Raw genomic sequence first — 22,282 nt, forward strand, 5'->3', positions numbered from 1 at the left:
AAGAAGTGACCTTTTGCTTTATATGAAAAACGAAAGCTTAGAATCTAAAACGCAGACCTGCACCATATAACCAACCTGATTCGGAGTCGGTTGCAGTTTGCCATGCGGTCTCTTTGTTACCTTTAGAATATGCATAGGCCACACTTACATAAGGCATCACCTTTTTTGTGATTTCATAACGGGTTTCTAAACCTGTTTTAATACTGTTTAGCCCTGTTTTTTGGGCATAACGTGAATCATCGCTAAAGACCACATTTAAATCTAAATAAGGCTTTAAAATCAGCTTTTGTGTCAGTAGTAAATCACGTTCAGTTTCTAGGCTAAATGCAACCCGACTGTCCTGTCCGAAATACAGATAAGCATCTGTTTCAAAAAAGTACTGCGCCAAGCCGTGTAAACCCAAAGCCGCATCTATACGTTCCTGATCAGTGGTTCGTTCAGGATTATCACTGTAACGCACACCCGCCTGTACATCCCAAAAATCAGCAATGTTACGGCTATAGAGAGCACTTAGATCATATTCTATTTTGTCTGATTCAGCCTTACTGGAGTTCCCTTTAATGAATAACTTATTTTCATCAGTACCTATGCGTAACTCTAAAGATGAATCTAAAGTACCTTTTCCATCTTCATCCAGCATCCAAGCATTATCAATAGTCACTCGCTGATAAACCTGTGCACCATGTTCTTTACGGTGATCATGGGTACTATGCGAAGCTATGCTCTCCTCTCCCGTAGTGGTTGTAATCGCTTGATGCTGTGTATGATCTACAGCATTGCTTTTCTCATCCAACTGATTCATTTTTGAATGATCCATGCTTGAATGATCAGTCACGACAGCGGAGTCTGTCGCAATACTCACATCATTTTGCATCTGATGCCCTTCATGGGCCAAAGCCAAACCACTCAGCATAAGTAATGAACTTGCCAGAACTGATTTAGAAAAAAGATTAATGATTTGCATGTTCGTCTCCTTTCACTTCAGCCTTTTGAGTGGTATTTGTTGTTTGAACTGGCTGGGTGGACACTTTGCCATCACTCACATTGGCAACAATCAATTTATTCATCATCCCTGCACTCATGTGGTAGAGCAAATGACAATGGATTGCCCATTCACCCAATTCATCAGCGGTTAATAATGCTGTAACTGTTTTTGCAGGTGGTACAACAATGGTGTGTTTATTAGGCATATCTACAGCAGGCTGACCATTTTCCAATTGCATAAACATGCCGTGTAAATGCATTGGATGCGCCATCATACTGTCATTGATAAATTTAATTCGGATACGTTCGCCATATTTCACTTTGAGTGGTTCAGCATCACTGAATTTTTTACCATTAATCGTCCAAACGTAGCGTTCCATGGTTCCGCCTAAACGAATCACCAATTCACTGGTGGCATCCCGAGTATCGGGTTGTGGGGTTAGTGATTTTAAATCACTGTATTGCAGTGCTTTATCTCCTTGTGGTGTCGAGGCATTTGCCCAACCATAAACCACTTGATCATTTTTTTGCGCTGCTGATGAATTGCGATGCTGTGAATGATCCATACCCTGCATATCTTTCGCATTCGTTTCTGAATGGTCCATACCCTGCATATCGTCAGCATTCATTTTTGAATGATCCATGCCTTGCATATCGTTGGCATTCATTTTTGAATGATCCATACCTGACATATCACCCATACTCATCTTAGAGTGATTCATCCCTCCGCCACCATGACCTCCCATATCTTCCATAGTCAGCACAGCACGTGGACGAGCAGCAGGCATATGAATAGCAGCACTTTTTGCTGTTAATTCATTGTGAAGTGTTCCAATCGCAAATCCTGAACGATCAATAGACTCTGCTTCAATCTGATAATGACTGGTTTTTGGTTCAACAATTACATCATAGGTTTCAGCTGTACCAATACGAAACTCATCCACATTCACTGGCTTTACAGGCTGTCCATCGGCACTGACCACTGTCATTTTTAACTGAGGGATACGTACATCAAAAAACGACATTGCTGATGCATTCACAAAGCGCAGTCGAACTTTTTCATTTGGCTTAAACAGACCTGTCCAATTTTGTTCAGGGGTTTTTCCGTTTACAAGAAAGGTATAACCCGTCACATCAGACATATCTGTTTTTAGCATACGCATCTGATTCCACATTTTGCGATCAGACCACGTTGCTTTTAGACCATCACGTTGTAACTGTTTCCAAACATCCCCTAGTGTTTCACGTCGATTCTGATAATATTCTGCGGAAACCTTTAGATTTTTTTGAATCTGGTCACTGGTTTGCTCATGAAAATCCGACAACATCACCACATAATCACGATCTGTGCGTTCATGCGCTGCCAGCGGTTTTTTATCCTTTGGATAAATCACTAAAGAACCATATAAACCATCCTGCTCTTGGCCTTTCGAATGGGCATGATACCAATAGGTTCCACTCTGACGAACTTTGAACTTATAGACAAATTCTTCGTTGGGTTTGATCCCGTTATATCCATTAAAGCCAGGTACACCATCCATAATGCCGGGCAATAATAGACCATGCCAATGGATCGATGAATCCTGATTCTTTAAATTATTTTTCACTCGAATCACAGCTTCATCACCTTCTTCAAATTCTAAAAGTGGTGCGGGGAACTGGCCATTTACAGTAATTCGTTTTACGGGTTTACCTGTTACATTGACAATTCCTTCATCAATGCTGAGTTGATATTCTTTGATTGCGGCAATTCCCCAAGTTGAGGAGACCAAGCACAATGTCGCAATCAAGCTTTGAGCTAATCGCTTTTGAGATAACTGAATAAACATAACTTAACCTAAATTTTAACAAACAATTTTGAATAAAAAAGTGTCTAAAATCAGATTAAGCTTTTGGAGGGCGTAGGATTTCTTGCCAATGCCCTGCGAGGTGCTGAGCTTGGTAATTGATTTGATAGGCTTGAGTATTGTGCAGATGATCGGGTGCAATCAATTTGGGAATATCAGGATTGAACCAAACCACTGAAGATTGGCATGAGAATGCAGCACAATCTGGGCATTTGCTCTGCTGCGTATCTTGAGATTGAACCTGTTGGTTATGGCAATCTTTTAGATTTTGTAGCTGTTGCTCATGATTGAGATGCGAGTTTTGATCATTTTGTTTTTGTTGTATATCGACACAGTGCTGTTTCATTTCTTGTACAACACTATTTTCCATCATCGATTGATGTTCATCTAAAAGTGATGAATTCATCATTTGCTCATGTTGCATCACATTTACAGATGCAATAGACACACTGCTCCACCCTATGGCAAAAACCATAAGACAAACAAACCAAAGCTGTTTGTGCAGTTGTCTAAACAAAACTAAAACCTATGTTTTAATCCATGATGAAGCTAAGAGCATAGCCAATAATGATGAGTTTGGCAAATATCACGTGGAAAGATTACCAATACCACTGAATAATTTTGCATCAACTGCACTTTGAATAAAAAATGAATAATTAAATCGATGAATAGCGGATGATTCTTATAACAAAAGAGCCCGTTTGGGCTCTTTTTAAACAGAAATTGCATGTATGATAAACGATTGATCACACTTTGATTAATCTATACCCAGCTTATCCATATGCTTATCAACATGGTTATCCATATAGTTATCATCAAAGTTATCCACAATTCACACAATACATGTGTGGAAAAGTTTAAGCCGAAACTTGTCCCACTTTTGCTAACTCAGCGCGCATTTCATTAATCACAGCTTGATAATCAGGCTTACTAAAAATCGCCGAACCGGCAACAAACATATCAGCTCCTGCTTCAGCAATTTCACGGATATTTGCTGGGCCAACACCGCCATCAATTTCTAAACGAATGTCACGACCTGAAGCATCAATAATTTTACGCGCCTCACGTAATTTATCCAAAGTGGTAGGAATAAATTTTTGACCGCCAAAGCCAGGGTTTACACTCATTAAAAGCACTTGATCTACTTTATCTAAAACATAGTCGAGATAATGCAAAGGTGTTGCTGGATTAAACACCAAACCTGCTTTAGCACCACCATCTTTAATCAATTGTAATGAACGGTCGATATGATGCGTTGCTTCAGGATGAAAAGTAATAATATCTGCGCCTGCTTCTAAGAAATCACCAATCATACGATCAACAGGTGAAACCATAAGATGCACATCAATCGGAGCTTTGATCCCATATTTCTTTAATGCCTTACATATACCCGCACCAAAAGTTAGGTTTGGCACATAGTGGTTATCCATGACATCAAAGTGGACAACATCTGCACCAGCTGCCAATACATTTTCCACATCTTCACCCAGACGGGCAAAATCAGCAGATAAAATTGAAGGTGCAATCAGATATGGCTTGGACATGAAACAACCTGGCAAAGATAAAAATTTTTCCCATTATAACAAACTTAGCCTACAGGGTTGTTTTAAAAAGCAACAGTTTTACTTATCTTGTTTACTTATCTAGGTCATTTATCAGGTCATAACAATCAATCTGGTTGAATCAGCGGCTGTCTCTTACTTGATGATATGGGTTTTAAAGAGTGGTCTGATCTTTTGAGAAAAATACAAAAAATAAAGGGCTTCATTAAGCCCTAGATCCAGTCACCGCCACCTTGCACAATCTATAGATAAACATCGCTTATCTACACTATTTAAGATTTAGCCTGTTGTTTTTTCTCAAAATCGCGAACCATTTTAACGCGTTCTTCAGTTGCAGGATGTGAAGACAAGGCATCAAAAATCTCTAAAGAGCTCTCTTTTTCACTAGACTCATTTTGAGGTTGTTTTTTATTTGGGTCAGCTTTTTTATCAGCTTCAGCCGTTTTGCCCGCTTGCTTTGGTTTTTCTTCCAGTGCAGTTTCATCACTTAAGCGTTGTAAGAAATTCGCAAAATGAGACACTTCAATGCCTTTACGATCCATCAATTTCAGCGCATACATATCCGCCTCAGCTTCAAATTTGCGTGAATAATTCGCACCAATCATCGCGGCAGGTAACGAGGTCAATAGGTCTGAGCTGTCTCCCGTCATGGCAATATACAACACACTCAACCCCAAACTGGTTAAGCCTTGTTGTAAGCTATGCCGTTCCACCAAATGTCCTTGCTCATGTGCCAATACACCTAAAATCTCTTGGTCACTATGCGCCATTTCAATCAGCTCATCGGTAACAATGATCGTATTGTTGGGTAAAGCCACTGCATTGGCCCCCAATCGCCCACCTTCACGAAAGACCAATTTTGCGGGTTTTCCTTCAGCGATGGTACTTAGATATTGCTTAGAAATTTGATCTTTTTGACCTTGTGCCAAATGACTAGGATTAGTCCAATTGTTCAATACATATTTTTCCGCTTCATCACCTAATTTATTCAAACTATTTTCAGGCAGCTGAAAAGCAACATAATGTGATGCTGCTGGAACACCCCATTTCACCAAAGCAAAAACAAAAGCCACCACAAAGATGATACTGAATACAATTAAACTTGGAGAACGTTCTAATTTCCAGATCGAATGCTGAACATTTTTAGTCCCAAAATTAAACCATTCTGGTAAAGCCCCCTGAAACTCAATCCTAGCGTCATCTTTAAGCTCAATCGCAGGATTTAATTGCCCCAGCGCGCCAATTAATTCCATATCGCGATATGCATAACGGCGTTGATGTTCTAAACGTTCACCATACTGAATCAATACCTCGGACTCAGATTGAGCGGAAAGTTGGGCATGGTGTGGTTTAGACACCACACCATCATAGAAAATGACTTCTATTGGTCGTGACATAAATTATTCAACTCATATCATTATAAAGAAACATCAATGTCGAAGATGTCACTAATTTCTTCAGCTAAAGCACTTTGCTCTTGCTGTGCAAGATTCATCATTTGATCTGGATCATCATGCAAAATTAAACTCATCGAATCAACTTGATATTTGTGAATACGAATTGCCGCCCATGCAGACATTAAACCAATGCTTAGAATTTTAACCAGCCAATTTGATGCCACAATCCATGCATAACGCCATTGATTACAATCTGTTTTAAATTGGCTGCTTCCAACCGTTGTATTGTTCCATGTGGTAATAAAAATACGTGCCGCGATCAATGGATAAATAAACAATCCTGCCACAGCGTACATCGCAAAGACACCAAAGATAAAAAAGTTTGGCGTATACCCTGCAATAAAACCGATAATACCGAAATAGATAATGCCAAATGCCAGCATAATTCCAAAAGACATAAAAATTGGAATGTAAACTGCTGCCATATAGGCTGACCAATCTGCATTCAATTTAAAATCCAACTGCCCTGCATATAAATGATCGATGTAGTATTTTTTATACAGCCAGATCGCAACAGGAGCAAATATCCCTAAACTAAAAATATAAATTAAGATACTGAGAAAAAAGACTTTATAGGATTCTTTTGTGGTTCCCGCAAAATAAAACCGACTGTTGCCAAATTTACTGTTTCTTGCAGTAAAGCGCATTGTTGCCCGAATCAGCCATGGTACTGCTGCATACAACACCACTAAACCAACTACCGTCGCAATCATGGAGTACTGCGAGGAAATTGAAAAGGCGGCATAAATACCCAATGCAATCAAACGTCCAACTAAAATTTTGGTAGGAATACCAGTAAAGTCAAAACGTCTTTTAAAGAATTCAGTATTACCATAAAAATAACGTAAACGACGCACTTTCGCCCAAGGCGCATACAAACTTAAGGTAATGATGGTCAATAAGATATTCACAATCCATATACCAAAATATTCCATCGCATCACCGTGAAATTTAAAACGGTGAATTCTAGGATATTGCTGGTCTGCGGGCTGCTGTATTTCTGGTGGTGTAGCGCCTTTTTCCAAACTCAAATGACTCGGAAATGGAGGCGGTATTTGTTCTTGCATATTCTTCTCTTTATTCAAATTATTTGATGACAATCTAAAATGATATGAAATAAAAAACCTCAAAAAGCAGTTTATATTTTTTCTGCGCTGAAAGAAATAGAGTAAAAGCAAACAACGATTTACTTTTACTCAAAATTCAGTTTTTGTTAGACGATTCAATTATTTTTGTAGTTGCAAAGCATGAAATTGTAAATGGTCATCAATAAAACTTTGAATGAAATAATAACCGTGATCATAACCTTCATGAAATCTTAATGTGAGTTTTTGCCCAACTTTATGACAGGCTTGTTGGTATTTCTCAGGGTTCAATTGACTATAAAACTGATCTTTTATACCTTGATCGATAAGCACTTCGTCAAATAACTGACCTTTAGAAAGCAGTAATTGGGTCGCATCATGCTTTGCCCATTCAGACTGATCAGCGCCTAAATAATGTGAAAAGGCTTTTTCACCCCAAGGGCATTCTGTTGGTGCACAAATCGGGGCAAATGCTGATACTGATTTAAAATAATTTGGATATTTCCAAGCCAGTGTTAATGCCCCATGCCCGCCCATACTATGACCAAAGATTCCTACAGCTTCAGATTGAATCGGTAAACTTTTTATTAGCAATGGATAAAGTTCATCTACTATATAACTTTCCATCTGAAAATGTTCAGCCCAAGGTGCTTGAGTTGCATTGAGATAGAATCCTGCACCCTGCCCCAAATCCCATGAATCGCCTTGTGCAACCTGTTCACCACGAGGTGATGTATCTGGTGCGATTAAAATTAGACCAAGCTGAGATGCTAAGCGCTGTGCATGCGCTTTGATAATAAAGGTTTCTTCCGTACAGGTCAGTCCCGCTAAATAGAATAATGCAGGACATTTCTGCCCTTTTAATGCTTGAGGCGGAAGATATGTCGCAAACTTCGTTGCCCCTTTTAAATAATTTGACTGAATTTGATAAATTCTTTGTTCACCATCAAAACAGATATTTTTACTTAAAAGTTCCATCAGCGCATCACTCCACATTTTGATCTTTAAATTGTTTAGGGCTACCGTCTTATAACATCAACAGATTCAACTCAATATAAATTAAAGCGCTTTTGCTTTCGCATTTAAAGCGCCGTTATTTATTATGGCTTTTGTTGTGTATCCAGTTTTACATTTTGGGTTTGCGCAGTAGTAATAACGCCTTGTTGTGGAAATAAATGTTGTTCCAACTGCGGTAACATCATTTCCATATTTTTCCCAATCACCCATTGCGGTTCAGATGGATCAAAGCCTTGTGCATTTTCCCATTTCGCAACTGTTTCAGTCGCTTCTTTAAATGCAGCTTTGAGAGAACCTTGTTCACGCATTGCCTGATCAAAGAAAGCTCGACCAAAATAAGTATAATCAGCTTCATTTGAACAACCAAATGAAGCACGGTCTGCGGCAGAAGCAGTAATAATCAAAGTGTCTGGTGATTGGAGTGCTGAAACAAAGCTACCCGAATAACAGGCTGAAATTACGATCACTTTCCAGCGAATACCTGATTTATCGAGGGTTTCTCTTAACCATTTTGGATCAACATCATCCAAATTAATCGGTTCATTTTCGAGTTCAAAACGATTAGGCAAGCCATGAGAAGTCATATAAAGAAACAATACATCACTTTCGCGATTCATTTGCTGGCCAATACGGCGTAAAGCCAGATCTATACTGGTTTTAGATGCAATAGGAGTGTCTCTAATGCTCTGTGGGTTATTGACCAATTCAACAGAACGCCCAAAGGTTCCAAAGCGGGTATCAAATTGTTCTTTAATTCGATCTATTTCAAATTTGAACACGTCTTGATAACTTGCACCAGCAACACCTAAAAAGTACCAATGCGTTTGAGCAAACTCACCAAACTGAACCTGTTCCAATGCCTTATTGAGTAAATGGCTTTGTGCATAAAAAGCACTTTCACTAATACTTGGCGGAACATCTTCTACTTTCCAAATCGGCTGTTCCTTAATCGAAACCTGCCAAGTAAACAAAGTGGCTACAGTCGCAAACATGATCAAAGCACGTTCCCACCATGGCCATTGTAATTCTCTTGAAAATACCCACACTACAGCAAGACTTTGCCAAATAAACAAAGCAAAAAACAGCAGTGGGATCACATCATAAGTGAAATAAGGCAGCAGATCTTGATTGCCCAAATATTGCAGCAAGCATTGAAACAACATGATGTGCGTATCAAGTACCAACCATAATAGTGCTGGAACCAACATCAAACGTGGATTATTGGTCCGTTGTGATAGGAAAATCCCCACAATCAAGGCAATAAAAGGCCACAATGCGTAGCTGACTAGACCTTGTCGATTAAACACACCACCATCACCAGCAACTAACCAGCTAAACAGTGTATTTGCACCTGCACCCAACAGTCCCCAAAAAATCAATTGAAGAATCGATGGACGAACAATTTGTAAAGACTTTCGCGAACCTAAGAATAACCAAATCCCTGCACGTTGGTTACTTTTCAAATCATGCCAAAAGTTAATCGAGGGTTTAAGATCTATCATAAAGATTCTGTTAAGGCAGTGGCTTCAATCAGCCTATCTAGTTTAGGCTTGGCTAAAAAATTATCAATGTTTGATTTAACTATATATCAATAATTCGACTATTATTGAAACAGTTACCAAATTACTCAATAAGATTGCTGTTAAAATAGGCATCAAAACGACAAGCATCACCTTGCCACTGATGATCGGTTGCCTGATCATTTAAAAATACAGCCAGTCTAGGACGTTTTACCACAACTCGCTTGGCAATTTGCCTTGCTAAGACTAAAAGATGATCGCCTAAATCCATTTCACCATCTTCAGGTAAAAGCATGTGTAAGAGCTGCATTTGCTTTTTCACTTGCGCCTGTTTTTTAATGGCTTGCTGATTTTGATCCCGTTGCGGAAACATCGGATCTAAATAAACCACATCGACAGTTTGATGCGTGATGACCAATTGTTGTAAATATTGAGCTGAATCAGAAAAAACCAAATCAATACGCTCAACAACTTTGGCTAAAAACGGATCATTTTCCAATTGTTTTTTTGAATCTTCCAATAAGGTAAATAAAATTGGATGACGTTCGATCAGGGTTACTTTCGCCCCTAAGTGCGCCATCAGTAATGCGTCATGCCCTAGACCAGCAGTTGCATCAATTAAGTTTGGTTTTTCTGAAATATTACATGCTCGTGCAATTATTTCAGATTTTAAAGTTGCACGTTTTAAACGAGGGATCTCAGCTTTCCAATCAGGCTGCATTTTCATGCCATTGGCACACAGGCTTAACCCTTGTTCATCAACACACAAGGCAAGTTCAGGATTCAGTCTTAAGAACCGTGCATTGAGTTTTTCAATCGTTGCAATGTTTACCACGACACCACGTAAAGAAAGCACAGTTTGGTAGGACTGTGCTTTCTCAAAAAATGTGGATTCAGTAAATAAGCGAATTTCGCTTACCATAATTTCCAACCTGTTAATGCAAACAATAAAATCAACAAACCTGAAGCAATACGATACCAAGCAAAGACCATGAAATCACGCTTAGAAACATAAGCCACCAAAACACGGATCAAAATTAAAGCAGAAACAAAAGAAACAATTAGCCCCACAAAGAATACGGTCCAATCTTGAGTTGTTTCATAAATATGGTAATTTTTAAAAAGATCTAATAAGCCTGCACCAACAATAACAGGTATACCGAGGAAAAACGAAAATTCGGTTGCAGCCTTACGCGATACACCCAGCATCATGCCACCAATAATGGTTGCACCTGAACGTGAAGTCCCTGGAATAAGCGCCAATACCTGAATTAAACCAATATAAATCGCTTCTTTAATCGAGATATTTTCCACTTCCACTGCATTGACTTTTGGCGGATTTTTTTCAACCCACCAAATGATTAAACCACCGACGATTAAACCAATCGCCACAGAAATATCATTAAACAACAACTCTTTTACGATATCACCAAAGGTTAAGCCAACCAGCATAATTGGAATAGAAGCTGCAATAATACTGACTCCAAGATGACGCCCTTTCGGCTCACCTGAAAATAGACCGATTGCTGCACCCCAAAGCTTGCCCCAATACTCATAAATCACCGCAGCGATTGCACCCATTTGAATAGCAACGACAAATAAGTCACTCTTTTCTTTGGTCCAGAAATTCATGAGCTCAGATGCAAGAATTAAATGCCCTGTACTAGAGATAGGTAAGAATTCGGTAATACCTTCAACAATACCCATAATGGCTGCTTTGAGTAGCAGTAAAAGATCCATTGTGAAATCCTAAAAATTAAAGCGAAAAACGATTATGGTTTACCTTGTTCTGGAATTTTCTTCCATGCATTATCACGTAAATATACAGGTAAGGCTTGTTCTGCACTGAACCATTGCTTTTGCAGTGCATTTTGACGCGCAATTGTGGCGATATCATGGGCAGAAGCAGTAATCTGCTGAAACGCGATTGCCTCTACATTCACCAAAGCTGAACCTGAACCGATCAAGGTATATTTTTGATATTCTGCAGCGTGTTGATAGTCTAATAATTTTTCTTCGTCTACAAGTTGCATAATGTTATTTGGGTCAAGCTTAAAACTTGCCATATAAACTTCTTGCATACGTGCATCTAAAACTGCGGTAACTTCAGTCAATTGGGCTTGCTGATAAGCAGCTTGCGCCAACGCTTGCAAGGTTGAAACTGGAATCACAGGAATATCATTTGCCCAGGCTAAAGCTTGAGTCACTGCGGCATTGATACGTACACCACTAAATGAACCCGGCCCACGGCTAAATGCAATTGCAGTCAAGTCTTTACTGGAGATTTGATTTTGCTCAAAACCTTGCTCAATCATCGGCAAAATGGTTTGAGTTTGTGCTTTTGCTCGCGTATCAAGTTGAAAATAGAGTGTTTGAGTTTCATCAACAATCGAAACGGAACACTGCTCATTGGCAGTTTCCAATGCCAGCAATTTCATGCACAACCTTACTGTGTTAAAAATGCTGCCTATGATACTCCACTCATTTCAATAGCGCGAGGACTTAGAGATAAAGCCAGTCAGATAAAATCCATTAGACCAAAATAATCCATAAAAATGCCAAGACATTGTGCTTGGCATTTTTATGGATTATTTTAAAACCACGACTTTAATCAAATTTAAATTCTTCTAAATCAATAAAATTCTTGTAATGAGAAGCATAGTGCAAAGCACTCATTTTTAATAAATTCTCCGCATTCTCATCCAAAGTTCGCACGACTTTACCCGGTGAACCCACCACTAAGGAATTATCGGGAATAATTTTACCTTCTGGAATCAAACTATTTGCACCGATGATACAATTTTTACCTATCACAGCATGATTTAAAACTACGGCGTTAATACCAATTAGACTGTTATCGCCTATCGTACAACCATGCAACATGGCTTGATGCCCAATGGTTACATAATCACCAACGGTTAATTCAATCCCTGTATCTGTATGTAAAACGGCATTTTCTTGAATATTACTAAAATTCCCAATATGAATTTTGGCATTGTCAGCACGAATGACTGCACCAAACCAAACACTGACTTGTTGCCCCAGTTCAACCTGTCCAATTACCGTTGCATTATCCGCAATCCAACCATCAAAAGGTGCATGCAACGCTTTTGGCACAAAACCTTTAAATTTATACATCATGGTATTACATTCCTTTGAAATATTTTAAGAGCATTGGCTTTGAACATAGCTTTTCAGCATTATTTTTTATTGAATATCTGTGATTTAAAAGATGGAGAGTTCAATAAAAACGGCCAATTTTTTTGATAATCCAAACCATATTTAAATAACGAAATCAGAATTCTGGCGGTTAGACCCCAAATGATTTCGTTTTCAATTCTTAGACTTGGAAAATACACCGATTGATGTGCCAAACGCACCTCATAAGGAATAGGCTGTGATTCCATCATTTTTTTAATCGGGGCATAGAATATACGATCAATTTCACTCGGCTGAGCAATCAACTGAATATCTGGAGGAATTAATCCAACTACAGGTTTTACTGTCAACCCACTTTTCGCCCGCTCCATGGGTAAATCACCAATTAGCTTAACATCAAAGGGATTGAGTGCGGTTTCTTCCCATGCTTCTCGCAAAGCCACAACAATATTACTGGTATCATTTGGATCACGTTTTCCACCTGGAAAGGAAACTTCTCCTGCATGATTTGATAAGTAGGCAGAGCGTCTCGTCAGTAAAATTTTAGGATCAGCTTCTTGAGTAATTGCAATCAGTACTGCGGCATTGGCCGGATAGGTTCTTTTGCCAAAACGTAATCGATTTTGCAATACTTGGGTTAGCTCATCATCCTTCATTGATCTCACTCTATCTTTTTTGTTCTCGTTCTATCATATAGGAAATTTTATCGATAAGGCTATAAATGATGCGAAAGTAGAATTTTTCAGTTATGCTGAGTTATCTCACATTTTTAATGAAGCTTATGAGTTTTTGCAGTGCTTGTGGTCATCCAACCATAGAAAAAATTCCTTTAGGTGATCAAAAAATCCGTAAAGTTTGTACACACTGCGGCACCATTCATTATGTTAACCCTAAAGTGATTTGTGGCGCTTTGGCGATCTGGGAAAATAAAGTTTTACTATGTCGCCGTGCAATAGAACCACGTTATGGACTATGGACCTTACCTGCTGGTTATATGGAACTTTTTGAAACCATGGAACAAGGTGCAGCACGCGAAACACGTGAAGAATCTGAAGCTGAGGTTGAAATTGAACAACTTTACTGCATGTATAATATTCCACGTATCGGGCAAGTTTATGTTTTATTTAAAACACAAATAAAAGATGGTGTATTTGGTGCTGGTGAGGAAACCATAGAAAGTCGTTTATTTGAAGAACATGAGATTCCTTGGAACGATTTAGCTTTTCCAAGTGTAGAACGCACGTTAAGACATTATTTTGAAGACCGTAAAACCAATACCTTTCCAATGCATCTAGAAACATTAGGCACCCGATTAGATCAGACAGGATAATCACAAATAGCTATTGCTTCGACCAATGGTTGAGCATTAAAAATATGAGCACAAAAAACCTCAATTCAAATGACTTGAATTGAGGTTTTTTAATTAAGATAAATTACTTGGTTTTAATGGTATAACACTGCGGTAAGCTTACAGTTAAAGTCCCTGATAAACGCTTTGCTAGCTCTTTTTGCTCAGGTGTAACTTTCTCTTTATTGGCTTCTACATTGTTATAAATTGACTGATAAACCGCATGTAAATTCACCCAAGTCGCTGGCAATGTCGTGTTCCCCGACCAACTGGTAATGTTTACACCACTGGTAGTGTTTTGTTCATTAATTAATCGTTGCAGGTTTAAACGTATACCACCAGAGGAAACAGAAGCATCGGCTATTGCTTCTGGAGTTGTATCTTTGGGTGGACTAACAACTAATGTTTCATTTAAACCTGCCAATGCACCATCAAGATTACCAAATACAGGGTTTGCAAGAATCATACGCATTGTAATCGATTTTTCAACATTGCCATTAATATAAGCTGTACCCGTGGTTCCAATACGATACTGTTGTACCCCTGTTTCTTTGTCAATATAAGTACTTGGATCTACATCAGCACATGTAGTTGAATTTAGCGCATTATTTTTACCTAAATTGGTACGAATATCACCATTTTCATCAATCACAATACCGAGTGTTTGTGTATTTGGATTAACTTCTTTGTTGTCAAAGGTAAATGTAATATTCGCATACAGTGGGAAATAATATTTTTCACCTGTTTTAACGGTATTTTTAGTCAGGAAAACTTTTCGATCTAAGTAATTGGCAGGATTAGTTTTATAGATGTCGATCCACCCAGAAAGCTGATCACCATTTAAAGTTTGACGCCACTTCCCATATACCGTTGGATCTGTAGGTGCCGTGGTTGCACCTGTTACTCGCTTATACATATATTCAGTACCTGCAACACTAGTATTATTTAGCAAAGCACCCTGATAAATTTCAAGCTTATCCGTCGAACTTTGATCTTTTTTAAACACAAGTGGAGAGGTAATTTTACGGGTTAATGGATTAATCCAACCTTGTTGGCCATTTACATTGAGTTTTTGTGGCGCAACTTGATTGAGCAATAAAAATTTTAACAGTGAATCTGCAAGGGTACTACCTTCTAGTTTTTGAGGTACGCCAACCCATTGCATTGCATAGCCAGAGGTATAACCTTGACGGTCAGTCACGACATACATATTGGCAATAGATTCATTCTTGGTACTTAACTCACTTTTACCTGTAAAACCTTGAATATCAACATTCGCCCCACTGAAAATAAGGAAGTTTGTTGAATAAATATTAACCAATGACTGTTGAACCAAGCGTTGTGCAGTCTCTCTCGCAGAAGTTTCATCAACTGCCTCTACATTGACCCATGGTTTTAGTTTTGCAACATAACCACCATTAATAAAATCGCTTACAACAATATCGGCATCAACTGCTTTTAAATTATTTTTGATATTATCTGTTAATTCAATTGGTTGTACATCGCCAATCTGATTAGCATCTTGCTCCAATCCAACCGCTTGGAAAACGCGAACCAACCCAACCATAACCTTGAATGTATCATCACTCATGGTCATACTGGTTGGTGGTTTGCCAGTCATGGCAGTTGCAATATCAATCAAGCCAATTGCTGCTGGTTGCCCACGCACTTTTAAAGGACGAATTTTTGCAAGATCAACATCACCTAAAATAATTTTTCTTTCCGATTGAGAGCCTTGTATAAAGAACTTCGCTTTATCACCAATTAAACAGCCACCGAGTGCTAAGCCACCCTCGAGTTTAGTTACATAGTGATTTTTAGTATCCGTGCTACAGTCAAAATTTAGACCATCCACAGGATAGTCAACATAAAAACCTAAACATTTTTCTGTAGAATCTGCATCACAACCATTTGAATAGGTTTTGATACCTTTATACGGGTCTTCATTGACTGTTGAGCTTTCACCACCACAACCTGCGAGCGCTAAACCTAAACTGGTTAAAACCAAAGGGGCGAATAATCTTTTTTTCATATTTTCATCCTTACTGAATTACACTCAGCTTAATTTGTCCATGATTTGTTAACTGCTTATTTTCCACATCTAATGCTGAGGATAATGGTGTTAAAAATAGATATACAGCTTGATCAGGTTTTCTTAAAACGCCTTCCATCGCTGCGTATTGTAAATTATTGTCGTGAGATTCTTCACTTTTAAAACCGCTCACGCCTTCGAGGACACAGCCTTGTCCATCTAAAAATACCACCAAAGGCCAATAATAACTTTGAACCTTTGAAGACGATGCATAGGATGTTAATAATACATTTTGAACTTTTGGGTCTAACTTCACCACTTCATAAGCAAAATTTTCTTTAATGGGGGCAACTGGCCAAAGTCCAACTTCTTGGTTTTTGATTGATAAATCTTTTGCTTTGACTATTTTTTTACCAGAGAAGCACGCCTGCTCTAAGTTTTGAACAACCTCATCTTTAGCTAAGCGGAAATAAGTTGAAGATAAAACAACAGGCTTTTTTTCTTCAGATTCTGAATTACCACGAATACGGTTCAAAAGACTCGCACTTAAACCTTTTTGTCGCTCAATGGTTTCATAGCGTCCATGCACTGCACCAATCTCTGGCGTCATATAAAATCTTTTTTTACCTTCTAAATTAAATTCACGATCTTCTAAATACTCATTATTGACATATTTTTCACCATCAATGACCGTGAAATGCTGATCTTCTATAGTTTGAGTGCTTTTCGGCACAACTTCTTCTTTATTGGTCTTGACCGCAGTTTGGTCTACTGGCGTTATTTTGTCTAGTTTCTCAACCTTATTGGTTTGCTGAGTAATATCAGTGGACTGCTGTGGCGGTTTTTCCACAACAAATTGAGGCACTATTTTCTGTGATGCTGGTGCTAAAGATTGTTCCGGTACCTGAACAGGACTTTGAGTTTTAGCTTTATGCTCCATTAAAGCGGGTTGACGTGTAGGCTGAGCAGTAGTAACCGTTGATGGCACATTTTTAGGCTCGATCTCTTTTTGACTTTGTTTAACAATGGCTGGAGCTTCTACCACTTGTACATTAGGCTTGGCAACTTGAGTCTCTTGTATTTGTTGAGTTTGCTGTAATGGTTTTACTTCTTGTACCTTTTTATCTTTTTGCTTTACTACTACTTTTGGAGCTACTTCAGGCTTCTGAACAATCATCGGGTGCCCATCTGGGCCAATAATTGTATAAAAATTGGCGGCATAAGAAACCGATGTGGCTAGACTAAAACTTAAAGCTAACCACAAAGAAGTTACGACTATTTTTTTATCAACGTTCAAACGCATTACCATCTCGTTCTGTAGTTAAGCCCTAGAATTGTAACTTTTGTATTGGTTTTTACATTTAAACCAGCGTATGGGTTGAGTAGTAAGTTATCTACTCCTGTCTTGTTCGCTAAACTACTGCTGTTTGCAGGGATATTATCTCGGCTACGTAAGAAACCAATCGATAAATCTATATCACTATCTTCATCAAAACGATAACCTAAACCTAAACCAAATAATTGCGCATTGTTAATTGGCACCATGGTATTACGTTTATCATCTGGGATCGCACTAGCACGAGGTTCATAACCTGCACGAAGTTTTAGACGATCATTTGCTGAATACTCAATACCAATTCCCCAACTCCACGGTGATTGAAAGCCTAATGGAAAAGCCAATGAGGTATCAGTGACTTGATTGGATAATAATTTGGCAATTTTTAATGCTGAAATTTGTCGATCAAATTCAAACTGAAACTTTTCCCATGCTTTAAAGTCAGTCCAACCTACATCGAAGTTTACCTGTAAATCAGGTAAAATTTTATATTTTATACCAGTTTGAAAATGAGCAGGATATTCCAAATCCATTGAAATCAAACCTGATTCAGTCGGCGGGATAGAACCGGGAAATCCTAAAATTGCCGCAAGAATTTGCCCTGTTGCTGAAGAGTTTAAACCTTTTATAAGTTCTCGCGGTGCGTTGGCATTATCGATAAAATATTTACCTTTCATACGCATTTTAGCCGAGCTTTGATAAACCATACCAAAACCAAAGTTTTCCGTAGGCTCCCACATTAAACCCAAGTTATAACTTGGACTTAAACTCTGCTCAAGACTGACCTGCATCTTCCCGAATTGACCGAATGGGTTCATACCCTCATCAGCATTACAAATACCAAATAGTAGAAGGTCAGTAATTACATTTGAATTATTTCGGAAAGGTCCACAAACCGATTCATCAATCAGTCGTAGAACACCAATCATTTCATTTGGAAATCTTAGATCGGTTTTTAATGCCATTGCGTTGTATGACATCCCGATCGAAGCACCAATAGACAATTCATCACTGACTTGGTATGCAATAGATGGCGACAAATAGGTTATACGTTCAATAGCAACTTGTTGCCCCATGTAATTACCAGGGTTACCGTCTTCTGAGCCAAAACCAGCCACCATTGGCGCATATACAGCAGTTGCATAGGTCAGTTTTGAGCCAGGTGGGTTATAGGAAATTCCCCCCGTTGGTGCTAACACTGGCCAGCCAGGCCCTAAATCTACAACTTTTTTTAGAATAGGGATATATAAACTTGCATATTCTACATCCCCTCGCACTGAGTCTTTATAATCTGTACAAAGGCCCGAAGGATTGTCTGGCGCATCATTACAAATCAGCGGATCATCAGAATAACCAAATACGTTATAACCAGGCGGCGCAGAAAATTCACGTTGTATATCAAAGTTTGCAACAATCCCTTGTACGTCAGTTTGTAAACCTTTGAGTTTAGTTAATGCTGCGGGGTTAAAATGAATCGCACTAATTCCCGGCGGGTCTGCAGTTACTGCATTCCCCATGGTCAATGAGCGTATATCTACCGATAGGTTGAGTCCTAGCGCCGCAAATACTTGAGTTGAACACCCTGTTAATAAAATCGCTGTAACTATTGGGCGCAAACGTATGTTTTTCATACTTTACATCCCTTTAGTGAGCTTTCTTCTTACCGAAGCCTAAAATATCCAACGGGAAAGATAGACCAAGCGAAATATCTGGTGAGTCTTCTGTTAAACCAATCCCCAAGGTACCATTGACAATCGTATCTGGATTGACACGTACACCTAAAGCAATAGAAAACATCCCACTGGATTGGTCTGCTGCTTTATAGGAATCTGCAAGTCCTTCTTGAGCCCTATATTTAAATGAAGTATTCATATTAAATGATTGTTGATATGACATGGTCATCGAAACATCATAGTTAAATGAATAGGCAAAACCAAAAGAGAAACCACCGGTCATACCTGGATCAAACTCTTCTAAAACGCGTTGATAAGTCTGATCGCCACCTTGTCCATTGGCATTACCACCACCACGCACTTGATTTAAACCCGTTTCTTTAAATCCATAATTGGCAGAAACCGATGCAAACAGTACAACAGGGTCGATATATTTACGAGTACTTGCACCGACACCCACAGAGTAATAGCCTTTACCTGTGGAAAGATCTTTTTCAGGGTTTATCTCATATGGGCTATCACCGGTTTTGGTCGATAAGCTACCAAATAAAATAAGCGGTAAACGACCTGCTTTCAGCGGGAAAGGTTCCCAACGTGCACCAAAGTTAATATCCCCTAGACCCGCAGCCGTGGCATCTTTTAAGCTATCTGATTTAGCAATAAATGGAATAGATGCGGTAAAGGTTAAATTATCACGTATCCCATACTGTGCAGTAAATGTATTGCTGATGGTATGGCTGGCATCCTCATCAACACGAAGTTGATAAGCTGTGCCTTCGTTGATTCCTAAATTTAATTGCGAATCACGATAGTAGGAATAATCTAAATCATAAAAAGTTGAAAATTCACCTTTTTTAATTAAAGAATATTGACGTTCATTTGAAGTAAAGACTTCTTGTAAATTGGTTTCTTGAGAAGCATCACCTTCTTTCTTCTGTAATGCTTCTGCAGCCTGTGTACCAGGTTTAGGTGTTAAAGATTTTGTTTCATCTTTATTAATTTTTACTTCTTCTGTAGCTTGTACCGCCGCATCTGGAGCTGTTTGACTGATATTTGCAGAACTGGCTTCATCTGTACTTGTAGCCTGATCTGCTGCTACATCAGCACTTGTCTCTGCTTCAGCTGCATACAAACTTCCAATTGCAAACTGAATACTCACTGCAAGTAAAGTTCGCTTCATCCATTGATTATTCATATTATTCCTATTCCAAAAAATCCAATTCAGTTATCTAATTTTTAATCCATCTTTTACTTACGTTTATAATAGAGTCGCATATAAGATGTAATTGGCTGATTGTATGTCGCAGACTTGGTATCTTGGTCAATCACCTTACGCATTGTCGAAGCCTTATCTGCTAATTTATTGGTATAATCTGTTGAATATTGCGCTTCAACTAAGGCATAACGGTTGATTGTTGCATCATCTACATGACGCATATCGGCATCTTGTAATGCCAACAAGTTACGTTGCTGATCTTTTGGCGCGTTGATCACAAATAAGGTATTATTTTCCCAAATTTGCTTAAATCGCTCTTGATCAAAACTAATATTCCCCAAGGCTGGATCTGCCACATAAACACGACCATCTTTATAAGCTTTAAACACAACAAAATGTTTAAAACCCGCATAAGAAATTGGCACAATCACCGGTTGATTTTGATTGATTAGGTCTGTGAACTCGCCTCTATAGCCACCGCTTTCATATCCAATTGCAGCAACAAAGCGCTTCATATCCAGCAATGAAAAACTTCGCCGTTCAATAATGCGGTTGTATTCTCCAAATCGTAATAAGCCTTCCATGGTTTGTTGTTCGGTTAAATTTGTCCCAACATAGCCATTTAATAGTGTTGTTAATGCAGCTGAACCGCAACTATAGTCATATCCTTGACGTACAATTCCACGGAATTGATTTTCTAAAGCAGGTTTAACATGCACCATTTCACGATGATTGCGTGTAAATGACTTGTCTCTGGAATCCGCAAGCTCAGCGTAGTAAATCGCATCCTTTGGCTTGGGTTTCACATCTAAGGCGTGGTTGGCAAAATAATACATTAATGCCGAACCTAAAGTAATTTCTATCATAATTTTAACTATCAAGTATCGGCAGTATTTTGCCTAAAGTGCTGATTTTATTTTTAGAGTGAACACTCTACGTCCCTGTGATTATGAAGATAACGGTTTTTGAAAAAAAAAACAGTCTTTTTTTCAACTTTTGTCGCTTTTTCTCAGCTTTTTTGTAAAAAAAAGACGCATGCTTTGCATGCGTCTTTTCTGAAATTTTAATTCTAGGCTTAGTGACCAGAAATCGTCAGTTTTACACCATTTGCTGTTGCTGAACCACCGTTATAGAATTTCATGCCTGTAATCGCAACATCACCAATTGAGCCCGAACCTGTTCCTGTACCTGCAGTTCCAGGTGTGCCTGGTACAAAGCCAGTACCACCACCCAATACAACTTTAGTTAGATAAATATCTGTACCTGTTGTACTTTTCATTGCAGTTACAGCCAAACCTTTCGTGGTAACAGCAACATCAGCATCTAAAGCCAAATTAGCTGAACCACTGTCAGTCACTTTAATACCACCCAGTACGATATAACCACCGCCTGCTCCAGAAGCATCTTTCAAGGCTAAGTTACTGATTGATAAACCACCAATCATCGAACCATTCAGTTTAATCATTGCACCTTGAGGTGTATTACCCAACTGAATATTTGCTGTCGTAGCACCAGTATTGATTGTCAAACCACTTAAAATCTCAGCAGATCCAGCATCAGGCTTATATGCACCAGCTGTTCCAGTAACATTATTTACTTCAATTTTACCTAACTCAATTTTCAATGCATTAATTGCAGCAGCAACGTTTAAGAATGGCGTACCAGTATTACCAGCGGTAGCACCACCGTCAGTATCAATGACCAAATCAGCTAAGTTACCTGTACCTGTTTTGGTTACAACCACGTTATTTAAAGTAATCGCACCCGCTTTACCTGTACCACCTGTCGTTGCATTTACTGCCAAACCATCACCATCAAAAACATGTAGTTTTGCAATTTCAATTTTATCTGCATCAATACCAATACTGATACCATCCTGACCAGTCGTTGCACTCAGCGCGGCATCATCCATTGCTTGCATCGCCATTGCGTTTGAACTCATAGCCACTGCAGAAACTAAAGCAAGTTTAGTAAATAATTTCATAATCTGTACTCTCCCAAGAGCATTTTTTTTCATTTTTAACCACTCTCCATAGTTCCCTGTTG

The 22,282-nt window shown here is 38.7% G+C and carries 20 protein-coding genes; 1 reads left to right on the forward strand and 19 read right to left on the reverse strand.

What is annotated here, in order from left to right:
- Positions 1-37: 37 nt before the first annotated feature.
- From M2R48_RS16745 to M2R48_RS16805, 13 genes are all read right to left on the reverse strand, one after another.
- A complete protein-coding gene (locus M2R48_RS16745; RefSeq protein WP_262086819.1) occupies positions 38-964 on the reverse strand; it encodes a copper resistance protein B in 927 nt (308 codons plus the stop codon).
- Positions 951-2,813, reverse strand: a complete 1,863-nt coding sequence (locus M2R48_RS16750; protein WP_262086820.1) for a copper resistance system multicopper oxidase — start codon at positions 2,811-2,813, stop codon at positions 951-953. Before M2R48_RS16750 ends, M2R48_RS16745 begins: the two co-directional genes overlap by 14 nt.
- Before the next feature lie 55 nt (positions 2,814-2,868).
- Positions 2,869-3,279 carry a hypothetical protein gene (locus M2R48_RS16755; protein WP_262086821.1) on the reverse strand — a complete coding sequence of 137 codons (411 nt, stop codon included), beginning with the start codon at positions 3,277-3,279 and terminating at the stop codon, positions 2,869-2,871.
- Between the two features lie 409 nt (positions 3,280-3,688).
- Complete coding sequence (gene rpe, locus M2R48_RS16760) at positions 3,689-4,375, reverse strand: ribulose-phosphate 3-epimerase (protein ID WP_034613857.1); 687 nt, start codon at positions 4,373-4,375, stop codon at positions 3,689-3,691.
- Positions 4,376-4,665: 290 nt separating this feature from the next.
- Positions 4,666-5,790 carry a M48 family metallopeptidase gene (locus M2R48_RS16765; protein WP_262086822.1) on the reverse strand — a complete coding sequence of 375 codons (1,125 nt, stop codon included), beginning with the start codon at positions 5,788-5,790 and terminating at the stop codon, positions 4,666-4,668.
- 20 nt (positions 5,791-5,810) lie between these two features.
- Positions 5,811-6,917, reverse strand: coding sequence for a YjgN family protein (locus M2R48_RS16770; RefSeq protein ID WP_004723692.1), 1,107 nt, complete (start codon positions 6,915-6,917; stop codon positions 5,811-5,813).
- Positions 6,918-7,076: 159 nt separating this feature from the next.
- Positions 7,077-7,913, reverse strand: coding sequence for an S-formylglutathione hydrolase (gene fghA / locus M2R48_RS16775; protein ID WP_004817613.1), 837 nt, complete (start codon positions 7,911-7,913; stop codon positions 7,077-7,079).
- Positions 7,914-8,035: 122 nt separating this feature from the next.
- Positions 8,036-9,454, reverse strand: a complete 1,419-nt coding sequence (locus M2R48_RS16780) for a C13 family peptidase (protein WP_262086823.1) — start codon at positions 9,452-9,454, stop codon at positions 8,036-8,038.
- Positions 9,455-9,575: 121 nt separating this feature from the next.
- Positions 9,576-10,394, reverse strand: a complete 819-nt coding sequence (locus M2R48_RS16785) for a class I SAM-dependent methyltransferase (RefSeq protein ID WP_410004167.1) — start codon at positions 10,392-10,394, stop codon at positions 9,576-9,578.
- Positions 10,388-11,212 carry an undecaprenyl-diphosphate phosphatase gene (locus M2R48_RS16790; protein ID WP_004817618.1) on the reverse strand — a complete coding sequence of 275 codons (825 nt, stop codon included), beginning with the start codon at positions 11,210-11,212 and terminating at the stop codon, positions 10,388-10,390. Before M2R48_RS16790 ends, M2R48_RS16785 begins: the two co-directional genes overlap by 7 nt.
- Before the next feature lie 32 nt (positions 11,213-11,244).
- Complete coding sequence (gene tsaB, locus M2R48_RS16795) at positions 11,245-11,910, reverse strand: tRNA (adenosine(37)-N6)-threonylcarbamoyltransferase complex dimerization subunit type 1 TsaB (protein WP_262086824.1); 666 nt, start codon at positions 11,908-11,910, stop codon at positions 11,245-11,247.
- A 169-nt stretch (positions 11,911-12,079) separates the two neighbouring features.
- On the reverse strand, positions 12,080-12,613 hold the full coding sequence (locus tag M2R48_RS16800) for a gamma carbonic anhydrase family protein (RefSeq protein WP_262086825.1): 534 nt from the start codon (positions 12,611-12,613) through the stop codon (positions 12,080-12,082).
- A gap of 59 nt (positions 12,614-12,672) precedes the next feature.
- Positions 12,673-13,287, reverse strand: coding sequence for a CoA pyrophosphatase (locus M2R48_RS16805; protein WP_004817626.1), 615 nt, complete (start codon positions 13,285-13,287; stop codon positions 12,673-12,675).
- Positions 13,288-13,412: 125 nt separating this feature from the next.
- Between M2R48_RS16805 and M2R48_RS16810 the strand changes: the two genes are divergently transcribed.
- Positions 13,413-13,961, forward strand: coding sequence for an NUDIX hydrolase (locus M2R48_RS16810; RefSeq protein WP_034613876.1), 549 nt, complete (start codon positions 13,413-13,415; stop codon positions 13,959-13,961).
- Positions 13,962-14,064: 103 nt separating this feature from the next.
- Here M2R48_RS16810 and M2R48_RS16815 read toward each other — a convergent pair whose 3' ends face one another.
- The 6 genes from M2R48_RS16815 to M2R48_RS16840 form a co-directional block, all read right to left on the reverse strand.
- A complete protein-coding gene (locus tag M2R48_RS16815) occupies positions 14,065-16,011 on the reverse strand; it encodes a hypothetical protein (RefSeq protein WP_262086826.1) in 1,947 nt (648 codons plus the stop codon).
- A 10-nt stretch (positions 16,012-16,021) separates the two neighbouring features.
- On the reverse strand, positions 16,022-17,314 hold the full coding sequence (gene filE, locus M2R48_RS16820) for a putative pilus assembly protein FilE (RefSeq protein ID WP_262086827.1): 1,293 nt from the start codon (positions 17,312-17,314) through the stop codon (positions 16,022-16,024).
- The gene (locus M2R48_RS16825; RefSeq protein ID WP_262086828.1) at positions 17,314-18,978 is read right to left on the reverse strand and encodes an OmpP1/FadL family transporter; all 1,665 of its coding nucleotides are present in this window, start codon (positions 18,976-18,978) and stop codon (positions 17,314-17,316) included. Before M2R48_RS16825 ends, filE begins: the two co-directional genes overlap by 1 nt.
- A 13-nt stretch (positions 18,979-18,991) precedes the next feature.
- Positions 18,992-20,215, reverse strand: a complete 1,224-nt coding sequence (locus tag M2R48_RS16830) for a hypothetical protein (RefSeq protein ID WP_262086829.1) — start codon at positions 20,213-20,215, stop codon at positions 18,992-18,994.
- 53 nt (positions 20,216-20,268) lie between these two features.
- A complete protein-coding gene (locus M2R48_RS16835) occupies positions 20,269-21,102 on the reverse strand; it encodes a C39 family peptidase (RefSeq protein ID WP_262086830.1) in 834 nt (277 codons plus the stop codon).
- Positions 21,103-21,311: 209 nt separating this feature from the next.
- Entirely contained in the window at positions 21,312-22,220 is a 909-nt protein-coding gene (locus M2R48_RS16840; protein ID WP_262086831.1) for a DUF6160 family protein, read from the reverse strand.
- Positions 22,221-22,282: the final 62 nt, after the last annotated feature.

This window comes from Acinetobacter sp. I-MWF (assembly GCF_025433935.1).
Lineage (GTDB): Bacteria > Pseudomonadota > Gammaproteobacteria > Pseudomonadales > Moraxellaceae > Acinetobacter > Acinetobacter guillouiae.

Coding starts and splice junctions, on each gene's coding strand:
- M2R48_RS16745 (WP_262086819.1), bottom strand. CDS start 964: ATGCAAATCATTAATCTTTTTTCTAAATCAGTTCTGGCAAGTTCATTA.
- M2R48_RS16750 (WP_262086820.1), bottom strand. CDS start 2,813: ATGTTTATTCAGTTATCTCAAAAGCGATTAGCTCAAAGCTTGATTGCG.
- rpe (WP_034613857.1), bottom strand. CDS start 4,375: ATGTCCAAGCCATATCTGATTGCACCTTCAATTTTATCTGCTGATTTT.
- M2R48_RS16765 (WP_262086822.1), bottom strand. CDS start 5,790: ATGTCACGACCAATAGAAGTCATTTTCTATGATGGTGTGGTGTCTAAA.
- M2R48_RS16770 (WP_004723692.1), bottom strand. CDS start 6,917: ATGCAAGAACAAATACCGCCTCCATTTCCGAGTCATTTGAGTTTGGAA.
- fghA (WP_004817613.1), bottom strand. CDS start 7,913: ATGGAACTTTTAAGTAAAAATATCTGTTTTGATGGTGAACAAAGAATT.
- M2R48_RS16780 (WP_262086823.1), bottom strand. CDS start 9,454: ATGATAGATCTTAAACCCTCGATTAACTTTTGGCATGATTTGAAAAGT.
- M2R48_RS16785 (WP_410004167.1), bottom strand. CDS start 10,394: ATGGTAAGCGAAATTCGCTTATTTACTGAATCCACATTTTTTGAGAAA.
- M2R48_RS16790 (WP_004817618.1), bottom strand. CDS start 11,212: ATGGATCTTTTACTGCTACTCAAAGCAGCCATTATGGGTATTGTTGAA.
- tsaB (WP_262086824.1), bottom strand. CDS start 11,910: ATGAAATTGCTGGCATTGGAAACTGCCAATGAGCAGTGTTCCGTTTCG.
- M2R48_RS16800 (WP_262086825.1), bottom strand. CDS start 12,613: ATGATGTATAAATTTAAAGGTTTTGTGCCAAAAGCGTTGCATGCACCT.
- M2R48_RS16805 (WP_004817626.1), bottom strand. CDS start 13,287: ATGAAGGATGATGAGCTAACCCAAGTATTGCAAAATCGATTACGTTTT.
- M2R48_RS16810 (WP_034613876.1), top strand. CDS start 13,413: ATGAGTTTTTGCAGTGCTTGTGGTCATCCAACCATAGAAAAAATTCCT.
- M2R48_RS16815 (WP_262086826.1), bottom strand. CDS start 16,011: ATGAAAAAAAGATTATTCGCCCCTTTGGTTTTAACCAGTTTAGGTTTA.
- filE (WP_262086827.1), bottom strand. CDS start 17,314: ATGCGTTTGAACGTTGATAAAAAAATAGTCGTAACTTCTTTGTGGTTA.
- M2R48_RS16825 (WP_262086828.1), bottom strand. CDS start 18,978: ATGAAAAACATACGTTTGCGCCCAATAGTTACAGCGATTTTATTAACA.
- M2R48_RS16830 (WP_262086829.1), bottom strand. CDS start 20,215: ATGAATAATCAATGGATGAAGCGAACTTTACTTGCAGTGAGTATTCAG.
- M2R48_RS16835 (WP_262086830.1), bottom strand. CDS start 21,102: ATGATAGAAATTACTTTAGGTTCGGCATTAATGTATTATTTTGCCAAC.
- M2R48_RS16840 (WP_262086831.1), bottom strand. CDS start 22,220: ATGAAATTATTTACTAAACTTGCTTTAGTTTCTGCAGTGGCTATGAGT.